The sequence below is a fragment of the Spiroplasma endosymbiont of Tiphia femorata genome (assembly GCF_964020225.1).
Lineage (GTDB): Bacteria > Bacillota_I > Bacilli_A > Mycoplasmatales > VBWQ01 > Spiroplasma_E.
The window spans coordinates 1,052,413-1,070,996 of record NZ_OZ026544.1 but is presented as its reverse complement, the minus strand read 5'-3'; the positions used below and the strand labels follow the sequence as shown (position 1 = coordinate 1,070,996).

Here is an 18,584-nt window from a genome sequence, read left to right as displayed (position 1 = left end):
TATTAATTTCCTTTATTTAAGAGTTATTTTAATTGGATTTGTTGTTCCTTTATAATTTAAGTCATTAATATTTGCAGTAATAGTTATATATAAGTCACCTGCTTTTTGTTTTTGATTACTTACATTAGTTTTTCCTTGTGCATCACTAAAATATTTAATAGTTGGATTTGTTAAATTTGGATTTAATGATTTAAGTTCATTAGTACTTTTTATTTCTGTATTTAATTCATTGTTATTGTTATTACCATTTGCAGTAATATCAGTTGTTAAATTTGTAATCTTAGTTTTTAAATCATTTTTATCATTATTAACAATTGCACATAACATTCAGCGTGAAATTGTTTCTTCATCTGTTATATAGGGTATTGATTCACCAGTTACTTCTCCACCAACTAAATATCTTCTTCCAACTTTACCATCAGCAATATCTTGAACATATACAACTGTATTTTGTAACATATATCTTTTCATTGCTCTTGGTGTTGCTAAAACAAAAGACATAATTTTAGTTTCATTATTATCAGTAAATGTCATATAATCATCCATTACAATTTGACATAGTACACCTTTAATATATAAATCATTTCCATTTAATCTTAATTGTTGAGCAATCTGATTATCAGTAATTAATCCTTTATTATTAGCTAAATAAACAATACTATCATAAAGATTATTAGTAATAAAAAAACGACAATTATTACTATTTCTTAGTTGAAATAAAGTATTTCAAGCATCTAACATTGATTTTAAATATCCTACTGGTGATTTATCAGTAATGTCTATTTTAGTTGCATATTTTGCAATTACATTTGTATCATTATTTGCTAAATAATCTGCTAAGTCATTAGCAACTTCATATTGCATTGTATTTAATAAATTTTGTCCATTTTCAGCATTTAAATCAACATTAGCAATTATTTCACCCGCAACTGCTTCTTCTTTAATTTCTTTTAAAATTTTAATAGTTTCAGCATAACTAACATCTAATCCTTTGCTTTTATCATTTCATTTTAATACTTTAATTTCTGAATTTTTTGGTTTTTTAACTATAAATTCAATTTTTGTTGAATTAACCATTTCGATAGGAAAAAAACTTGCTCATGGTGAATTTGATTGTTTATAAAATTCTATAAACTCTGGTGCTTCTACTAATTTTTCGGTATTATCTAAATTTTTATTGAATTGTATTGCCATTTTTTGATTTCCTTTCTGTTATAAATTATTATTTTTTTTATAATCCAATAATGTACTTTTTATTGAACTTGGTTGATTTGTTATTATTGTTTGTGGTTTGCCACCTGTATTAATTGTTTCTTTAAATACTGGTTGTTCTTTAATGATTTTTTTAATAGTTTCTTCAATTTTTGAATTTTCTAAATTATTAGTTTTAAATTTTAAAAAATCATAAAATTCACTTTTAACTTGATATTTTTTAAATATATTAATTATTTCTTTTTCTTTAATTTCTTGATTAAGTTTATTTAACTTATTTTCTGCTTCATTAACTTTATTTTCTATTTCTTGTTGAGCATTATTTTCAGTTAAAGGTTCAGTTGTTTGTTGAACATTATTTTCATTTTCTAACATTTAACATTCTCCTAATCTTATCCCAATAATCAATCTTTAACTAATTGTGGCATTTCACTTATTAGTTTTTTATAATCATTAACAGCATTTTCTAATGTATTGATATCAGAAAATTTAAAACAATTATCAATATGTAAATCAAAATCTCTATCAATACTGATATCTTGTTTTCTATATTTTTCATTAAATTCAATTTTTGTCATATTATTTTTCTCCTTTATTATTTATTTTCTTTATTAATCTTTTCATTTAATTTTGCTAATTTTTTTTGATGTTTGATAATTTTGTTATTTGCTCTAACATGTTTTGGAGTTGTAATAAATCGTTTTAATAAAACAATAATTTCTCTGCAAATTAATATACCAGTGCTTATTCCAATTGTTTCAAGTGCTTTTAAAAATTCTTTCATTTTTATATTTTCCTTTCAATTTTTTATTTTTTTATTTTTGATTATTCATCAAATTCACCTTTATTAATTTTTTCAATCATATATTTTGTGTCTATTAAAATATTTTTAGCTATACCTTCATTCAGTCGTATTTCTTGTAAATCTTTTTCATGTTGTTTTAATTTATCATTGTAATATTCAAGTAATTTTTCTTTATTCATTATTTTTCACCTCCTTTATAAACTCATGTGATTATAATCTCAATTTAATGAAGCATTATCATTATTTAATAGTGCTTCGCTTATATTACCACTACCATATTGACTTGATGTTTCACTATTAATAGTAAATCTATTATCATTTATTAATCTTGCAGTTTCATTTGTAAATGAAGTTTCTTGCATTTCTCTATTATGATTTGTTTCTATTGGAAGTAAATTATGGATAATTTCACTTACACCAGCAATTATGGTAGGTACTGCATAAGAATTATTAAAATCATTATTAATACCCATAGCAACATCACTTGATATTAAACATCCACCAGTTGCCATATTACAAATTTTTCTTATTGCTTCAAATTTATTAGGTATTAATTCTAGAATTCCACTAATAAGATTTGATATACCATAAGCATTTAAACTAATATATGTATCTCAATCCATTAATGACTGATTTTCTTGTTTATTTAATAGTAATCATGGAGGACCTTCTGTTGTAGTTGTAGTAGTTATTGGAGTTGGTGTTGTTGGAATAATAGGATTAATATTATTTTCTGTTCATTTACTATAATTTGCTAAACCAATTGTTCCTAAACCTAAAATAATTTTTTTAGAACTATTAATTAATTTAGTTTTTGTATTTGGTCTTTGATTTAAATTTCATATATCTAAACCTAATTTTTTACCAAATAATAAACTATTAATTGAACCTAATATTGGATTTGCAATTACTTGACCATAATAAGCACTTGTACCAATCATTGCACAAATAGGACTTATACCAGTTCTAATTAATTTAGTTAAAGTATAATTATTTGTTTCCATTTTTTTCTCCTTGTATTTCTAATTGTAATAATTTTTCTAAAACATAATTATTTTTATCAAATTCTCTAATAAGTCATTTTTTTGTTTCTTTTCTATTATTAGTACAAAGAATTAATCTTTCTATCATATTAATTAATTCTTTTTTATCTGCTCTATCAAAAATTACTTTTAAAATTTCATCTAACATAATTTATTCTCCTTTATTTGTTTTTATCAGTTCTCTTATAACATCTAATAAGGAATCTACTACATAAGAATTTAATTCAAATTCATAATTTCTAATTTTAATTTTTTCCTTTTGCATTTGTTTATTCTCCTTTAATTTCTAATTTTTTAACTGTTACTTTAATTCAACCTTGATAAACATCATTATCACCAACTATTAATGCAACATTACTTTCGGGGTCAGAAACAATTATGTGTTTTGATTTAACATTTGGATATTGTCTTAAAATAATTGCTCTAATATCATTACTTGTATGAATTGCTTTTGGAAATGGTGATAATATTTCAATTTCATCTTTATTTTCAAACAAAGTAGGTAATATTATCATTAATGAAGTTCTCCATTTTCTATAAACTCAATTAATTTATAATAAGCAGTAAGTTTACCTGCTTCTTTTAATGAATCACATAAACAAATACTAATTTGCTTATTCAATCAGATAATTAATTTTTCATTATATTTATTAATTACTTTTTGTTTAAACTCTTCTCTTAATTTTTCTATATTATATAAATGTTCTTCAGTTATTTCTTTATTACGTTTTTTATTATATTCATTAATAATTTCTTGGTCTTTATTCACTATCTATTTCTCCTTATTTTTATTTAAATTATTAACTATTATTTCTAAACATGTCATACATCAATTTTTACTTAATCAGATTCTTTTATTACATTTTTTACATTTATTCATTATTAAATTCACCATTAATTATTTTTTACAATAAAATATCAAGTATCAAATCTATTTCTGTACCGTTATAGAATTTTTGTTGTTTTTTAATATAATTAATTAATTTTTCTTTATTCATTATTTAGTTCTTTCATTAAATTTTTATGTTTTTCAATGATTTCATTATGTTTTTTTAGTTCTTCTTTATAACTATCACTTTCAATAATTTTTAAAGTTTCTTTTATTTTTTTCATGTATCATTCATCAAAATTCATTATTTATTCCTTTCATTTTTTAAATCATTTAACATTAATTGAACAAAATGCACGATTTTTAGGAATATTTAAAGTATTAAAGATTTGACCAGTTACTATAATTTCATCATTTTTGTTTAATAAAATACATCGTTTATAAAATTTTGGGTTATTAAAAATTAAAGTAACATAGTTTAATCCATTTCATTGACCACGAACAGTATAATATAATTGTTTATTACCTTTTTCATGATATTTTACTTCAATAGTATTACTAAGTTTTACTGTTAATTTAACGTAATTTTCTTTATTTTTCATTTTTATAATTCCTTAAATAATATTGAATATGTTTATAAGCATCTTGTTCATGTTTTGTAAATTTTATATTTCCTTTATAATCTTCTATTTTATTTTTGTTTTTTGGTTCATTTTCATGATAATCTCAGTTCATAACATCTTGTACTAATATCATTAAAGCACCAATAACTTTTGGTGTTGCTAATGGATTAGTTAATAACTGTTTTGAACTTAAAAAGAAATTTTCTACAATAACTAATATTTTTTTATTTTTAAATTGTTTTTTAATTAATTTAAAATATTCTTTATATATATTTTTACTTTCTAAAACTGTTTTTGCTTTAAATGTTTCATTAAAAATAATATTATTAGTTTCATTTGAGTATATAACAATTCCATTATTACCAATACCAGCAGGGTCAATACCAATGATTAATTCGTATTGCATTTATTAATCATCTCTACATCAATCACAAACATATCCATATGATTTTGTATAATCTAAATGTTTTTCAATATCATAATTATCTTCATATTTTTTAGTATTATGTTGTTCTGCTTCTAATTCTGTTTTAAAGTGATAAAGCATATTGATTTTGTTATCTTCATATAATTCATTACATTCAACACATCTTTTTCTTCTTTTTTTAGTTTTATTCATAATCAAAATATCCTTTTCAATTATTTTTGCTGTTTGTTTAAGGTATTTAGGTAGTTTGTGATAACAACTGTCACATATTAAATAAGGTATTGGTCAATTTTTATATTTAATAGTTTTAGTAGAATTATTAATACAATCTTTTCAAACTTTATTTTTACAAATTCTTAATTCACATTTTTTATTTTCATTAATATTCATAATTTTATTTATTTCTTTAATTTTTACTTACAGTAATTAATAAAATTATTAATCCAATTAAAGTTGAAATTAAAGTAATAATTATTTTTATTTTTAATCACTTTTTTTGATGTTCTTTTGCTATTTTGATTTTTTGTTCTATTAATTCTTTCTTTTCTTTTTCTTCCATTTTTACTTTCTTTTCTAATATATTCTGTTGCTTGTAGCATAAAGAATATATATTTTTATTTTTATATTATTAATACTATTAGTTTTATTCATTCCAGAAATTCTGGGCTCAAAAATAAATTGTGAAATTTTAAAAAGAAATCGAGGCATTCGATTCAATATTTATTTAATTTGTGTTAAACAAATTAATATTTTAATTGAACCGGCACCGCTCAATTTTTTTTACAAGTTTGAAATTTATTTTTTCGCCCAAAAAAATTTTCAAAAAAAATAAAACCAACGCTTGCTCACTGGGGGGTGGCAAGGTTGGTTAAATAAAGAATAGAATTAATATAGTAGGTTCCCTAGTAGGTCTATATATACTAGTTTCCAATTCGCTCCCACCCCAAGAATTACCATTACTGGTTAGTATATTTTATTAGGTATCACTCCACTTTTTATTTATCCATGCAAGTCCACATGTTTTGGCCACTATTTTTAACAACTGTGTTGTAGTTCACTGTTTTAATTCCCTAACACGTGTTGATAATAGTGTTAAAGAGGGTTATTAATTATTAACTTTCTCCTACTTGGTCACTGCGTGTAGTAGATATTTAAAGGGTGTTAATAATAAAAATTTTAAAATTTTACAATTACAAAAAAAGACAAGATTATTTCTTGTCTTTTTCCTTTGAGAATAATTTTTATTTTATCTTATAAAATCTATATTTTTTAAAATACGTCGAATATAAATTTAAGGGTAAAAGAGAATTTAATTTGTCTATCATCATTTTGAAATGGTAATATTCAAAAGAATTTATTTATCTAGTAATTTATCTTCCTACGTTTTTGGGAACATCCCATAATTCTTGATTACAATTCTTAGTGCTTTTTAATAGATTGATTCTTTCTTGAGTTTTTAATATTTCATTATTTTTAGCATTTATTAAATTTTGATAAAATTCAATTCCTTTATTTTCTTTATCACAATTATTTTTATTATTTTTAAGGTCTTCAATTTTCTTTTGATATTCATTAATAGTATTTTCGGTTTCTTCTAATATTTTTAGTAGTTGTTTTATTTCTAATTGTATTGTTTTATCAAATTCTTGTTCTTGTTTATTATTATTTTTTTGATTAATTTTTTCTATCATTTCATAGTTAATTTTGATTGAATCTTTTATATCATTTAATTGTTTTAATAGGTTTTGACAATTAATTAGACGTATTCTATTTTTTTCTTCTTCAATTAATTTATTTATTTGATGTTTAACATTTTGAACTTGTTTTTCAATAGCTTCTTTTTCTTCAATATGATAATCAATGTTTTCTATTGTATCTGGATTATTTTTTATTTCTTCAATTTCTATTTCTTTGATTGTTAGTTTTTTTCAAGTTCTTTTAATTGTCTTTTAAGTAATTCTATTTTTTCGTTACTTAGTTTTTCATTTTCATTAGTTAATTCTTTCATATTAGTTTTTTCTCCTTTATGAAAAATAAGTTGATAAAACACAAGATTAAACTAAATATTTAATTAATTCTAATAGTAAATAAAATCTCATAGTTATTAGTTTTTCTTGTGTTTTATCTTTAGTTTTTTGTATTATATTTTTGATAATTTTTCTTATACTAATCTTTAAAAATCTTATTTTAAATATTTTTATTTCTGTGTTAATTGTTGTTCTAATTCTTTTTTTCTATTTGTTTTTTGTTCTAGTTTTTTTTCAATTTCTTTTAATTGTGTAATAATTTTTTCGTTTTCATTGTTTTTATTAATAATTGTATTTTTGTCATCAGCAAGTTTATCATTTATTTCTATTAGATTTTTAATAAAATCTTTTATACTTTCATTATTTGGATCTTGATTTAGTTCTTTTTCTAATAGACAAATTTGGTGATTATTATCAAGAATTTCATTATTTATATTTTCAATTTTTGATATTTTTTCTTTAATTTCGTCAGGAATAATATTTTCTTTTTGTTTTTTTAGTTCATCAATTGTTTTTGCTAGTTCATCAATTTCTTTTCAAATTTCTTTTTCATTTTCATTTTTTTGTCATTGATAAATTTGATCAATTTTTTTCATTTTTTCATCTTCTATATCAACCAATTGTGCTAGTTTTTCTTTAATTTCTTTGCAACAATTAATGTCATTTTCATTATTATTACAATTTTTAGTATTTTTTAATAGATTAATTCTTTCGTGAATTTTTAATATTTCATTATTTTTATCATTTATTAAATTTTGATAAAATTCAATTCCTTTATTTTCTTTATCACAATTATTTTTATTATTTTTAAGGTTTTCAATTTTCTTTTGATATTCATTAATAGTATTTTCATTTTCCACTAATATTTGTAATAATTGTTTGATTTCTTGTTGTATTGTTTCATCAAACTCTTGTTTTGATTTATCATTATTATTTTTTTTGATTAAGTTTTTCTATCATTTCATAATTATTTTTTATTGAATCTTTTATATCATTTAATTGTTTTAATAGATCTTGACAATTGATTAAATGAACTCTATTTTTTTCTTCTTCAATTAATTTATTTATTTGATCTTTAATATTTTGTATTTGTTTTTCAATTGCTTCTTTTTCTTCAATATGATCTTCAATATTTTCTATTGTGTCTGAATTAGTTTTTATTTCTTCAATTTCTAGTTCTTTTTTTGATAATTTTTTTTCTAATTCTATTAATTTTTTTTCTAATTCTTCTCTTTTTTTAATATTTTTTAGTTCTTCATCACTTTTTTTACCATTAATCTGTTCTTTTAGTTGTTCGATTTCTTTGTTAGCTTCTTCTAACTTATTTTTTAGTTCTTGTATTTCTTCAATTTCGTTTAATAATGCTTGAATTTCTTTATTGGCTTCATTCAACTTAGTTTGCATTTCTTCTTTAGCTTTGTTAGTTTCTTCTATTTTATTTTTTAGTTCTTGTATTTTTTCATTATCGTTAGTGTTTTTGCTTTCTTCTTTTAGTTGTTCGATTTCTTTGTTAGCTTCTTCTAACTTAGATTCTATTTCTTCTTTTACTTTATTAGTTTCTTCTAATTTAATTTCTATTTCTTTTTTTGCAACTTCTGTGTCTGCTACTTTTTTTTCTAATTCTTCTAATTTATTTTTTAGTTCTTGTATTTTTTCATTATCGTTAGTGTTTTCAATTTCTTCTTTTAGTTGTTCGATTTCTTTATTGGCTTCTTCTAACTTAGATTCTATTTCTTCTTTAGCCTTGTTAGTTTCTTCTAATTTATTTTCTATTTCTTTGTTAGCAACTTCTGTGTCTGCTAGTTTTTTTTCTAATTCTTCTAATTTATTTTTTAGTTCTTGTAGTTTATCATTATCGGTAGTGTTTTCAATTTCTTCTAATAGTTTTTGGACTTCTTTATTAGCTTCTTCTAATTTAGTTTGCATTTCTACTTTTGCTTTGTTAGTTTCTTCTAGTTTATTTTTTAGTTCTTGTAGTTTATCATTATCGGTAGTGTTTTCAATTTCTTCTAATAGTTTTTGGATCTCTTTACTAGCTTCATTCAATTTAGTTTGCATTTCTTCTTTTGCATTTTGAGTTTTTTCTAGTTTATTTTTTAGTTCTTGTATTTTTTCATTATCGTTAGTGTTTTTGTTTTCTTCTTTTAGTTGTTCAATTTCTTTGTTAGCTTCTTCTAATTTAATTTGTGTTTCATTTAATTTAGATTGAATTTCTTCTTTTTCTTTATTGGTTTCTTCTAATTTATTTTCTATTTCTTTTTTTTCAAGTTCTGTCTCTGCTAGTTTTTTTTCTAATTGTTCTATTTTTTCAATATTTTTTAATTCATCTTCGGTTTTATTTTCTTTTAGTTGTTCGATTTCTTTATTGGCTTCTTCTAACTTAGATTCTATTTCATTTAATTTATTTTCAATTGCTTTTTTTCTAGTTCTGTATTTTCTAGTTTATTTTTTAGTTCTTGTAGTTGTTCACTATCTTTACTGTTTTCAATTTCTTCTAATAGTTGTTCGATTTCTTTGTTAGCTTCTTCTAATTTAATTTGTGTTTCATTTAATTTAGATTGAATTTCTTCTTTTTCTTGTTTAATTTTTTCTAATTCTGTGTCAACATTTTCTTTTTCTTCCTCTTCAGTTTCTTCAAATTCATTTATTGTATTATCTATTTCATTATTATTTAGTTTACTTGACATAAAATTTGTCTCCTTTTTATTTATTAATTTGATTTATTTTTGGACTCCTTTTATAGTAATATGTTAATAAAACACAAATTTAGAGTAGAAATTAAATTATTTTTTTGTTTTTTGAAATAATAAATAAATTCAATTGTTTAAAATTTCATTTTAAAAAAATGAATAGTAATTTAATAGTTATTGTTCTTACAAAGATTAATTTTAATAAATTAATAAAATTTTTAATGTTAGATTTAATTGTAAAATTTCAATTAATTATCATTTTTATTTTTTATATTTAAGATTTACTTAAAATATTTTTTTGTTCAAAATTATAGATTTAAAAATATAAAAAATGCATTAATATATTAAATTAGTTACTATATTAAATAGTAAATAATATTGAATTAAATGAATTAATTTTATATAATTTAATAATAAATTTTTATTTTTTAAAAATTACTCTAAGCAAATCTTAACTAAAGTTTATATCTGAAAAAATGAATATACAATAAAAAAAATACCAGTTAAATTATATTTTTGATTAAATAGAAAAAATCTTTCTTGTAATTTTTATTCTATAAAGTTAATAATTAATATTTTTTTCTTTTTAATTTATAAAAATATTTCATAATTTTATCTTTTTGCTTGTAATAACTAATATTTATGGTTAATATTAAAATTGAAATTAATATTTATATTAATCTAAATTAGATAAGTATAATTAATAATAATTAGTTTTCAGCGAGAGTGAATAGTGTAAGCACTTAACCATTATTAATTAGAAGCTCCTAATTTAACAATTTTAATCATTAATTAAGTGCATTTACTTTGTAAGTGAATTAGGATGGTACCGCGTTAAAAAACGTTCCTATTTTGATAGGAATTTTTATTATTTTGAGGAGAAATTATTATGTCAATAAAATGAACAACAGATAAAGTTAGAACAACTTGATTAAATTTTTTTAAAAGTTATGATCATCACATTTTAGAAAGTGCATCACTTGTTCCAAATGATGATCCTTCACTATTGTGGATTAATTCTGGAGTTGCTACATTAAAACCATATTTTGATGGACGACAAACCCCAATTGCTAAAAGATTAGCAAATTCACAAAAAGCAATTAGAACTAATGATATTGAAAATATTGGTATTACAGCAAGACATCAAACTTTTTTTGAAATGTTAGGTAATTTTTCAATTGGTGATTATTTTAAAAAAGAAGCTATTGTTTGAGGATGAGAATTTTTAACTAGTAAAAAGTGATTAAATTTAGATGCTAATTTATTATATGTAACAGTTTTTAATGAAGATGAAGAAACATATAATTTATGATTAAATATTATTAAATTACCAAAAGAACGTATTATTAAAGGTACAAGATCTACTAACTTTTGAGATATGGGTCAAGGTCCTTGTGGTCCTAATACTGAAATTTATTATGATCGTGGTATTAAATATGATCCTAAAAATATTGGTATTAAATTATTAAAAGATGATATTGAAAATGATCGTTATATTGAAATTTGAAATATTGTTTTTTCACAATTTAATAATGATGGCAAAAATAATTATACTGATTTACCAAGAAAAAATATTGATACTGGTGCAGGATTAGAAAGACTAGTAGCAATTTTACAAGATGTGCCAACTAACTTTGATACTGATTTATTTCAAAATATTATTCATGAATGTGAAAAATTGACAAATTTTCGTTATGATATTAATAATTATTTTACACAAGAGATTAAACAAAAAACTATTAATACTGCATTTAAAATTATTGCTGATCATATTCGTTGCTTAGTTTTTGCAATTAGTGATGGTGTTTTTCCTAGTAATAAAGATCGTGGTTATGTATTACGAAGATTGATTAGAAGAGCTGTTGTATATGGACAAAAACTTAATATTAATGAACCATTTTTGTTTAAGTTAGTTTCAATTATTATCAAAGTTATGGGTCAACATTATCAAGAATTACATAAAAAAGTCGATTTAGTAACTAATATTATTAAAATCGAAGAATTAAAATTTTGAACAACATTGATAACAGGAAAACAATTATTATTACAAGTTATTAAAGATAATAAAAAAGTAGATGCAACTGCGGCTTTTAAATTATTTGATACCTATGGTTATCCTATTGAATTAACATTAGAGATTGCAAATGAAGAAAATGCGACTGTTGATTTAAAAGGTTTTCAAAAGTTATTGGATAACAGTAAAGATAATACAAGAAAGGTAAGAATTAATCATCAAGCATTAACAATTCAATCTTCATTACTAACTAATTTAAAAGTTCCTTCAACCTTTGTTGGTTATGATAAAGAACAAATAAATACAAATATTGTTTTTATGTTTAAATCAGAGCATGAGGTAAAATTTTTAAAAAATGAAAAAGGTTATTTAATTTTAAATGAAACACCTTTTTATGCAGAAAAGGGGGGGCAAGCATCTGATGATGGTATTATCAAAGGAGAAAATGGAACGGCCTCTGTTATTGATGTACAACAAGGACCACAAAAACAGCATATTCATCAAGTGGAAGTAAAAGGTGAATTAACACAAACAGAAATTGTTAAAGCACAAATTAATAGTTCACATCGTTTTTATACAAGAAAAAATCATTCAGGAACTCATTTATTACATGCTGCTTTAAGAAAATTATTAGGTTTACATGTTATGCAATCTGGAAGTTTTAATAATTATCAATATTTACGATTAGATTTTAGTCATTATGAAATGTTAACTTTAGAACAAATTATAAGTATAGAACAACAAGTAAGTAAATGAATTAAAGGTAAATATCCTTGTGAAATTATTTATTGTACATATGAAGAAGCAATCAAAATTGGAGCTTTAGCTTTTTTTGGTGAAAAATATGAAGAAAAAGTTCGAGTAATTAAGTTTGGTGATTTTTCAATTGAACTTTGTGGGGGTACTCATTGTTATAATTCACAAGAAGTAGAACAATTATTAATAACTAATGTTGAGTCAAAAGGATCTGGTTCTTATCGAATTCATGCTTTAACATCATTAAAAACTATTAATGAATACTTAACACAACAAATAATGATGATTAAAGAACAAAGCAATAGTTTATTTATTCAATATCAAAAAAATAAAGATAATTGTATGCAAGAAGAAGAAATTGAAAAAATATATGATGCTATTAATAATTTAAAAGTGGTAGCTGCTGATTGAAGAAAAGGAAAAATGTTATTACTAGAATTACATGGTTTATTTAAAAAATGACAAATTAATTTTGAAGAATTAAATCGTCAGAAGATAGTGAAAAAATATTTAACTTTAGTTCCAAAAAATGAAAATATTTATAAACTATTAATTGCAAATTTTGAAAATTTAGATATTAAAACATTAAGAGAAATAATTGAACATTATCGTAATCAATATCAAAATATTATTATTATTTTTATTAATAAAATTAATAATCAAGAATATTTAGTATTAGTTGCTTCAAGTAAAGAATTGCATAATAATAAACAGTATCAAAGTAATAATATTTTACAAAAAATATTAAAAACATATAATGGTAAGGGTGGCGGTAGCCCAATCTTAGCGCAAGGGAAGATTGATAAGTTTATTACAGAAAAAGAAATTAATAAAATTATATATTAAACTTAATGCTTATATGTATTAATTTATATAAATATTATATGATATACAATAATATATGTTCAACATCAATAATGTTTTACAATCATATATAACATTATTACAGTAATTGCATAATCTTTTATAATTTCTTATTGATGAAATATAGAAAATAGTAGTGATAATAATTTTAGAAAAAATACATTTTTTAATTAATAACTTGTATTTTTTCTAAAATTTAATAAAATAACTAAGTGTAAACTAAATATTGGTTTTTTAACTCATTATTTTAATTTAAAAATAAATGAGTTTTTATTGTATTTAATAAATAAAAAACATAAAAAATACAATAGGTGTATTAGAAATACTCTATTGCTTAAACCAATAAAATAGATTTCAAATGTCCATCTTAAGTATAGAGGAGATAAATATTATGACATATAACAAACAATCTGATTTATCACATATTAATGGTGGTTTGCCTTCAACTTCATCAAATAATTCAAAAGATGAAGAAAGATTAAAAAAAGAGATTTATGGTCAATTGTTTAGAAGTGAAATTTTACATCAAATTTATGAACTATGCGAATCCTCTCAACAAGAAGATTATGAATCTGCTTTAAAAATATTATCTAAAAAATGCAAGATGAGTCAAGAAAATGCAAAAGATTTATTAGAAAAGATTACTAAAATATTACAATCATCAAGGTTAACAATTAATTTTGATTTTTCAAAAATATACGATATTAATAATAAATGACCAGAGGTTTTAAACTGTTTTGCTTATAAGGAAAAACCAAATGAAATTTCTAACTATAATGTAGGTCGAGCAAGTATAGAGGAAGTTGCATTTTATCTAAATCAATTATTTGATAATAGTAAGTATGAAAAATTTGGACGTTTTTCAACCCCTACTGGCGATCAAACAAAAAGAAGTGCTAATTTTCAGTGAACAAGTAGACCTTGCTATGCAGCATTAGATTTTTTGGAAAATCCTATGGGTGGAGCTCCTATGTATGGAAAATCTTTTATTATACTAAAAGATTATGTAAAACATAATTGTACATATAGTCCTTATGATACGTATTCACCACCTACGTTCAGTGGTGGGAAATTAAAAGATAAAATATCTACTTTTTTACACTTCCCAAGATTGATAAGATATTGTCAAAATGATTTATTTGGATATAATTGTTTAGAAAGTTTAATTAATAAAGCTAATGGAAAAAATTTTGTTCCTCATCGTAATTATGGTAAAAGTGAAGGAAATTATATAGAGGCTCATGTTTATTCTAGAATCTTATTTGCACGTGATATAAAACAAATTTGCTTATCAAAAGCGGAATTTGATACTCATCCACCTAATAAACAAAAACAAATATTAGAAAAAATAAATGAAATAAACTCATGTTTAGGATCTTCATTTATTATATTCATAACTGAAGAAGAATATAAAATAAAACAAGAAGAAAGACATTTAGAAGATAAATTATCATTAAAACAAGAAAAAATAACAAAATTAAAAAGTGATATTGTCAAGTTAGAGAAAAAAAGATAAATCCAATTTTAAATTTTGTTATTAAAGTTTTTAGTTTTGGATGTATTAATAAAAATAAAGAAATTAAAGAAATAATAAATGCTAAAAATATTGAAATTAAAAATTTGTTGTTAGAGATAAAAAATAATGAAACACCACATTCACCATTAATTTCAACGGAAACTATGCCATTATTACAAGATCAAAAAGTAACTGATGAAAAAAAATTGATAAACAATCAGCAAATGATGAAGAATTAAATAATCCCTTTTTAAACAGTTATTCAAATTCACAACAAAATCTTCTTTAATAAAATATATATTGAACCATTTTAATAACCATACTGATATTATTATTTTTCTATTTTTTTAATTAAATATGGTAAAGTTAAATCATAAAAATTATATATCATAGTTAGTATTAGTTACTATTAAAATTTTTTAAAATTTCTAATTTTTATTTACACTCTTTTATTGTAAAAAAATAAAAATAATTTAGTAACAATCTAGTTTATTAATTATAATTTTTATTTATAAGTATTAAAAGAGAATGTCATTCAATTGAAATGTATGTTTAAGTAGTCCTATTTTACTTATTAAAAGTAAAGCAGGACTTTTATAATTAAAAGGGGGAAAAATGAAAACAAAAAAGAATTCAGAACAAACACCTTTATTAAATAAAAATAACAATAATTACAATGCAATCAAAAATCAAGATCAACCTTCAACAAGTCAAGAACATGTTAATGGATATCATCAAGAAAATTTAGAAGTTAGAAATAAAGACAATATTAATTACACAAGAACAGAAAGTCAAGATCAATTTTCAACAAGCGATGAAGAAGAGTGAATAAATGATACTAATAGTTGTTATGGTGGAATAACACAAAAAAGATTGGATATTAATGAACGTTGAAAATATCGTACGAGATTTGAACCTGGTGTAGTATATTCTGGTATAATGATTCATGAAAATGTTATTGATATTTCTAATGATTTAAAATGACAGAAAACTATTCGTTTGAAAAACGGTAGAGTGATTTTAGAATTATCAAATTTAGATGAAAATAATCAATTTGAACAAAAATTTAAAATATATGAAAATGAAAATGCATACCTTAGTGATTTAAAATCATTAGATTTAAGTACTTTTACAGAAATAAAACAAAAAACACCTATTAATTGATATTTTATTATCGCTGCATTAGGAATTATTCCTATTGTTGTGTTTGCATGAACTACACAAAGAGTATTTTCAGTTAATATTACAGATAATAAACCTCATCCATCTAATGATTGAATAACTAATATTCTTGACGTTACTAATGAAAAAACACAACATAATCTTATGATGGCAAGTGCTGATATTATTTTTAGTCTTCTTACTGGTGAAATTTTTAAATGATCGCGTAAGGTTATTAGTCCTTGTTGTCAAACTATAAGTGTTGCTAATTCACCTGTTAATAATTCATACTTTATTACATCATTAATTCATCTTTGATCAACATTTAGTAATCATGTAGTTGTTACTGCTGCTGCAATGTATACTCTTGATAGTTTTACTTGACCAAATTATGGTTGAAAATTAATTGATAAATTTAATATCTTATCTACTATTGCTAGACTTTATGCTATGACAACTAGTTACCCTTTAAAAGGTTTTATTGCACTTGTTAGTTTTGGTGCAATTACATTTAGTAGTAATGCACTTAAAACTTTAGCATCACTTGTTGCTGAAAATGGGTTTACAGATGGTTGTTTGATATTCCCTAATAAATTTTTTACTTTAGGAATGTTGGGAACAGCTACAGCAATGTCAATAACAGATGGTTTAAATTTACAGTTAGATAATTATAAAAAACCACTATTACAACCAATTCTAAATGGAGCAAAATGAATTTGAACTAAAACAAAATCATGTTGTATAAATAATGAAAATGATAATGGATATGGTTCTATAAATAATGATAATGTTGAAGATGGAGTTGTTATTAATAATCCTAAAAATGATATAAAAGATTTATTAGAACAACAAGCAATAACTGAAGCAAAAAAACAAATTTAAATGGTTTATTTAAAAAATTTAATTCATTTAATATAAATGAAATCAATGAAACACAACCATCAGTAAGTGAGCATTTTTCAGATTCACGATATACTGTGATATAGTTTAGTTTAAATTAATATTAATCACTCTTTTTATAAGAGTGATTTTTTATGATTATATATTTTATTTTTTTAAAAAAATATATACTTTTCTTAGATATTTTTTAAGAGTTAGAAAAAAAATAATTTAAAATTTTATACTTGAAAGGAGTATTATTATGGATAACAAAAGAATAGAAGAAGAAAAAAAACACGGAGAAGAAGCAAAGAAATGAAGAGAAGAATGTAAAAAAATAGAAAACGAGATGAAGATGCGAGAAGAACAGTATAGAAAGAAAAATGAAACTAAAAAGAATTTATATTAGGATTGAAATTTATTTTCTAGTTTTAGTATCTTTAAAAATTTAAATTAAATTTAATAAATTTTATATTTTTTAAATAGAAATAACTAGTTAAAATAATTAAGTTTTAACTAGTTAAATTTTTTTTAATTTAAAGATAAAGAATAAGATAAAAGTTTATAAAATTATGTAGTAGATATTAAAGCTGGTTGATGACAAATTAAACTATGAATACCACTTTTACCAAGAATAAGTTCTCGAGCATCAAATAAAACAATTTGTTTATTATTAAATACATTTGTTTTTGATAAAATATCTAGAAGTTTAGTTTCACTTTCTTCATCATTGAAAGTAGGAATAATAACAACTTTGTTACTTATATATAAGTTAAGATAACTAGTGACAAGTTTTTGATTTGCTAGGATACGATTATGATAAATGTTAAAATCAATCATTTTAATATCATCACTATTACGAACGTCATTTTTTGGTAAAGGAATTTTTATAATTTTATATTTTTTGCCATGAGCATTTATTGATTTTGATAATACATCTCAACAATTTTTAACAGCAAGATAACGATCATCAATAGTATTTTCTGTTCAACTTAATAAAATAGTATTACTATCAACTATACACATGATATTATCTAATCTTCCTCTGGTTTCATCATATGGTAATCCATAAGGTATTCAAATAATATTTACAACATTTAGATAGTCTTTTAAATATATTTCTATTTGTTCTTGTGATAAATTAGGATTACGTTCTTGGCATAAAATACCTTCATAACTAGCAAAACAAGTACCTTCACCATCTAACATAATCATGCTAGATTCTAAAATGATTGGTAGAAAATAGTAATCAATTTTTTGTAGTTCAAATATTTTGTATGCTACCATATCATCATAATTTCAAGGTGAATAAATACCTGCTATTTCTCCACCTCAAGCATTAAAATTAAATTTTAAGCCTCTAATATTCTTTGTTTCTTTATTTTGAAGAAAGATTGGACCATAATCACGAATAAAGCAATCATTAGTAGACATTTCGATAATTGTAATATTTTTATTTAATAAATTTCTAGCATTATTAAATTGATTTTTACTAACAATCATATTTACATGTTCATGTTCACTAATAATATTAGCAAGTTTACTTATTTTTTCTTGTGCTGGTTTAGCGCCTAATCTTCAATTATCAGTTCTTTCTGGTCATACCATTCAACATTGTTGATGTTCTAAAAATTCAGGAATAACATAAAAATCATCACTATTTGGTGTTGAATAAATTTTTTGTGCCATTAATAGTAGCTTTCCTTTCTTACTTAGTAGCTACTGAATAATTCCCTTA

At 21.9% G+C, this 18,584-nt stretch carries 25 protein-coding genes; 5 read left to right on the top strand and 20 right to left on the bottom strand.

The genetic code is table 4. The annotated features are described in order from the left end of the window. Nucleotides 1-12: 12 nt before the first annotated feature. The 19 genes from AACK83_RS06685 to AACK83_RS06595 all read right to left on the bottom strand — a co-directional run bounded on the left by AACK83_RS06685 (nt 13) and on the right by AACK83_RS06595 (nt 9,653). The gene (locus tag AACK83_RS06685) at nt 13-1,194 is read right to left on the bottom strand and encodes a hypothetical protein (protein WP_338957144.1); all 1,182 of its coding nucleotides are present in this window, start codon (nt 1,192-1,194) and stop codon (nt 13-15) included. Nucleotides 1,195-1,212: 18 nt separating this feature from the next. After that, nucleotides 1,213-1,587, bottom strand: a complete 375-nt coding sequence (locus AACK83_RS06680; RefSeq protein WP_338957002.1) for a hypothetical protein — start codon at nt 1,585-1,587, stop codon at nt 1,213-1,215. 17 nt (nt 1,588-1,604) lie between these two features. After that, nucleotides 1,605-1,790 (bottom strand): hypothetical protein, encoded by a 186-nt coding sequence (locus AACK83_RS06675; RefSeq protein WP_174480219.1) that lies wholly within the window; start codon nt 1,788-1,790, stop codon nt 1,605-1,607. 17 nt (nt 1,791-1,807) lie between these two features. Next, nucleotides 1,808-1,996, bottom strand: coding sequence for a hypothetical protein (locus AACK83_RS06670; RefSeq protein WP_338957011.1), 189 nt, complete (start codon nt 1,994-1,996; stop codon nt 1,808-1,810). A gap of 41 nt (nt 1,997-2,037) precedes the next feature. Then, a complete protein-coding gene (locus tag AACK83_RS06665; protein ID WP_338957013.1) occupies nt 2,038-2,196 on the bottom strand; it encodes a hypothetical protein in 159 nt (52 codons plus the stop codon). Nucleotides 2,197-2,211: 15 nt separating this feature from the next. Beyond that, complete coding sequence (locus AACK83_RS06660) at nt 2,212-3,021, bottom strand: hypothetical protein (protein WP_338957014.1); 810 nt, start codon at nt 3,019-3,021, stop codon at nt 2,212-2,214. Next, nucleotides 3,008-3,208: a hypothetical protein gene (locus AACK83_RS06655; protein ID WP_338957016.1), complete on the bottom strand. Its 201-nt coding sequence runs from the start codon at nt 3,206-3,208 to the stop codon at nt 3,008-3,010. The genes AACK83_RS06660 and AACK83_RS06655 overlap by 14 nt, the downstream gene beginning before the upstream one ends. 121 nt (nt 3,209-3,329) lie before the next feature. Next, on the bottom strand, nt 3,330-3,575 hold the full coding sequence (locus tag AACK83_RS06650) for a hypothetical protein (protein ID WP_286640816.1): 246 nt from the start codon (nt 3,573-3,575) through the stop codon (nt 3,330-3,332). Further along, complete coding sequence (locus tag AACK83_RS06645) at nt 3,575-3,829, bottom strand: hypothetical protein (RefSeq protein ID WP_338956667.1); 255 nt, start codon at nt 3,827-3,829, stop codon at nt 3,575-3,577. Before AACK83_RS06645 ends, AACK83_RS06650 begins: the two co-directional genes overlap by 1 nt. A 221-nt stretch (nt 3,830-4,050) precedes the next feature. After that, nucleotides 4,051-4,194 carry a hypothetical protein gene (locus tag AACK83_RS06640; RefSeq protein WP_338957025.1) on the bottom strand — a complete coding sequence of 48 codons (144 nt, stop codon included), beginning with the start codon at nt 4,192-4,194 and terminating at the stop codon, nt 4,051-4,053. 3 nt (nt 4,195-4,197) lie between these two features. Further along, a complete protein-coding gene (locus AACK83_RS06635) occupies nt 4,198-4,491 on the bottom strand; it encodes a hypothetical protein (protein ID WP_338956663.1) in 294 nt (97 codons plus the stop codon). Further along, nucleotides 4,481-4,918: a hypothetical protein gene (locus AACK83_RS06630; protein ID WP_338957028.1), complete on the bottom strand. Its 438-nt coding sequence runs from the start codon at nt 4,916-4,918 to the stop codon at nt 4,481-4,483. Before AACK83_RS06630 ends, AACK83_RS06635 begins: the two co-directional genes overlap by 11 nt. A gap of 3 nt (nt 4,919-4,921) precedes the next feature. Next, entirely contained in the window at nt 4,922-5,329 is a 408-nt protein-coding gene (locus tag AACK83_RS06625) for a hypothetical protein (RefSeq protein ID WP_338957031.1), read from the bottom strand. 16 nt (nt 5,330-5,345) lie between these two features. Beyond that, nucleotides 5,346-5,498, bottom strand: a complete 153-nt coding sequence (locus AACK83_RS06620; RefSeq protein WP_338957033.1) for a hypothetical protein — start codon at nt 5,496-5,498, stop codon at nt 5,346-5,348. A 14-nt stretch (nt 5,499-5,512) separates the two neighbouring features. Next, nucleotides 5,513-5,656 (bottom strand): hypothetical protein, encoded by a 144-nt coding sequence (locus AACK83_RS06615; protein WP_338957035.1) that lies wholly within the window; start codon nt 5,654-5,656, stop codon nt 5,513-5,515. A gap of 653 nt (nt 5,657-6,309) precedes the next feature. Beyond that, nucleotides 6,310-6,630 (bottom strand): hypothetical protein, encoded by a 321-nt coding sequence (locus tag AACK83_RS06610; protein WP_338957142.1) that lies wholly within the window; start codon nt 6,628-6,630, stop codon nt 6,310-6,312. Nucleotides 6,631-7,136: 506 nt separating this feature from the next. After that, nucleotides 7,137-7,826: a hypothetical protein gene (locus tag AACK83_RS06605; RefSeq protein ID WP_338957139.1), complete on the bottom strand. Its 690-nt coding sequence runs from the start codon at nt 7,824-7,826 to the stop codon at nt 7,137-7,139. Nucleotides 7,827-7,896: 70 nt separating this feature from the next. Further along, a complete protein-coding gene (locus AACK83_RS06600) occupies nt 7,897-9,024 on the bottom strand; it encodes a hypothetical protein (protein WP_338957136.1) in 1,128 nt (375 codons plus the stop codon). Between the two features lie 338 nt (nt 9,025-9,362). Continuing rightward, nucleotides 9,363-9,653, bottom strand: coding sequence for a hypothetical protein (locus AACK83_RS06595; RefSeq protein WP_338957133.1), 291 nt, complete (start codon nt 9,651-9,653; stop codon nt 9,363-9,365). 892 nt (nt 9,654-10,545) lie between these two features. Between AACK83_RS06595 and alaS the strand changes: the two genes are divergently transcribed. The 5 genes from alaS (at nt 10,546) to AACK83_RS06570 (ending at nt 17,255) form a co-directional block, all read left to right on the top strand. Next, the gene (gene alaS, locus AACK83_RS06590; protein ID WP_338957131.1) at nt 10,546-13,272 is read left to right on the top strand and encodes an alanine--tRNA ligase; all 2,727 of its coding nucleotides are present in this window, start codon (nt 10,546-10,548) and stop codon (nt 13,270-13,272) included. Nucleotides 13,273-13,681: 409 nt separating this feature from the next. Beyond that, nucleotides 13,682-14,806 (top strand): DUF3626 domain-containing protein, encoded by a 1,125-nt coding sequence (locus AACK83_RS06585; protein ID WP_338957128.1) that lies wholly within the window; start codon nt 13,682-13,684, stop codon nt 14,804-14,806. Between the two features lie 107 nt (nt 14,807-14,913). Further along, nucleotides 14,914-15,045 carry a hypothetical protein gene (locus tag AACK83_RS06580; RefSeq protein WP_338957126.1) on the top strand — a complete coding sequence of 44 codons (132 nt, stop codon included), beginning with the start codon at nt 14,914-14,916 and terminating at the stop codon, nt 15,043-15,045. A gap of 376 nt (nt 15,046-15,421) precedes the next feature. Next, complete coding sequence (locus AACK83_RS06575) at nt 15,422-16,849, top strand: hypothetical protein (RefSeq protein ID WP_338957125.1); 1,428 nt, start codon at nt 15,422-15,424, stop codon at nt 16,847-16,849. A gap of 259 nt (nt 16,850-17,108) precedes the next feature. Then, the gene (locus AACK83_RS06570; protein WP_338957123.1) at nt 17,109-17,255 is read left to right on the top strand and encodes a hypothetical protein; all 147 of its coding nucleotides are present in this window, start codon (nt 17,109-17,111) and stop codon (nt 17,253-17,255) included. A gap of 161 nt (nt 17,256-17,416) precedes the next feature. Here the strand turns inward: AACK83_RS06570 and AACK83_RS06565 are convergent, their stop codons facing one another. After that, nucleotides 17,417-18,535: an agmatine deiminase family protein gene (locus AACK83_RS06565; protein WP_338957121.1), complete on the bottom strand. Its 1,119-nt coding sequence runs from the start codon at nt 18,533-18,535 to the stop codon at nt 17,417-17,419. Nucleotides 18,536-18,584 lie beyond the last annotated feature (49 nt).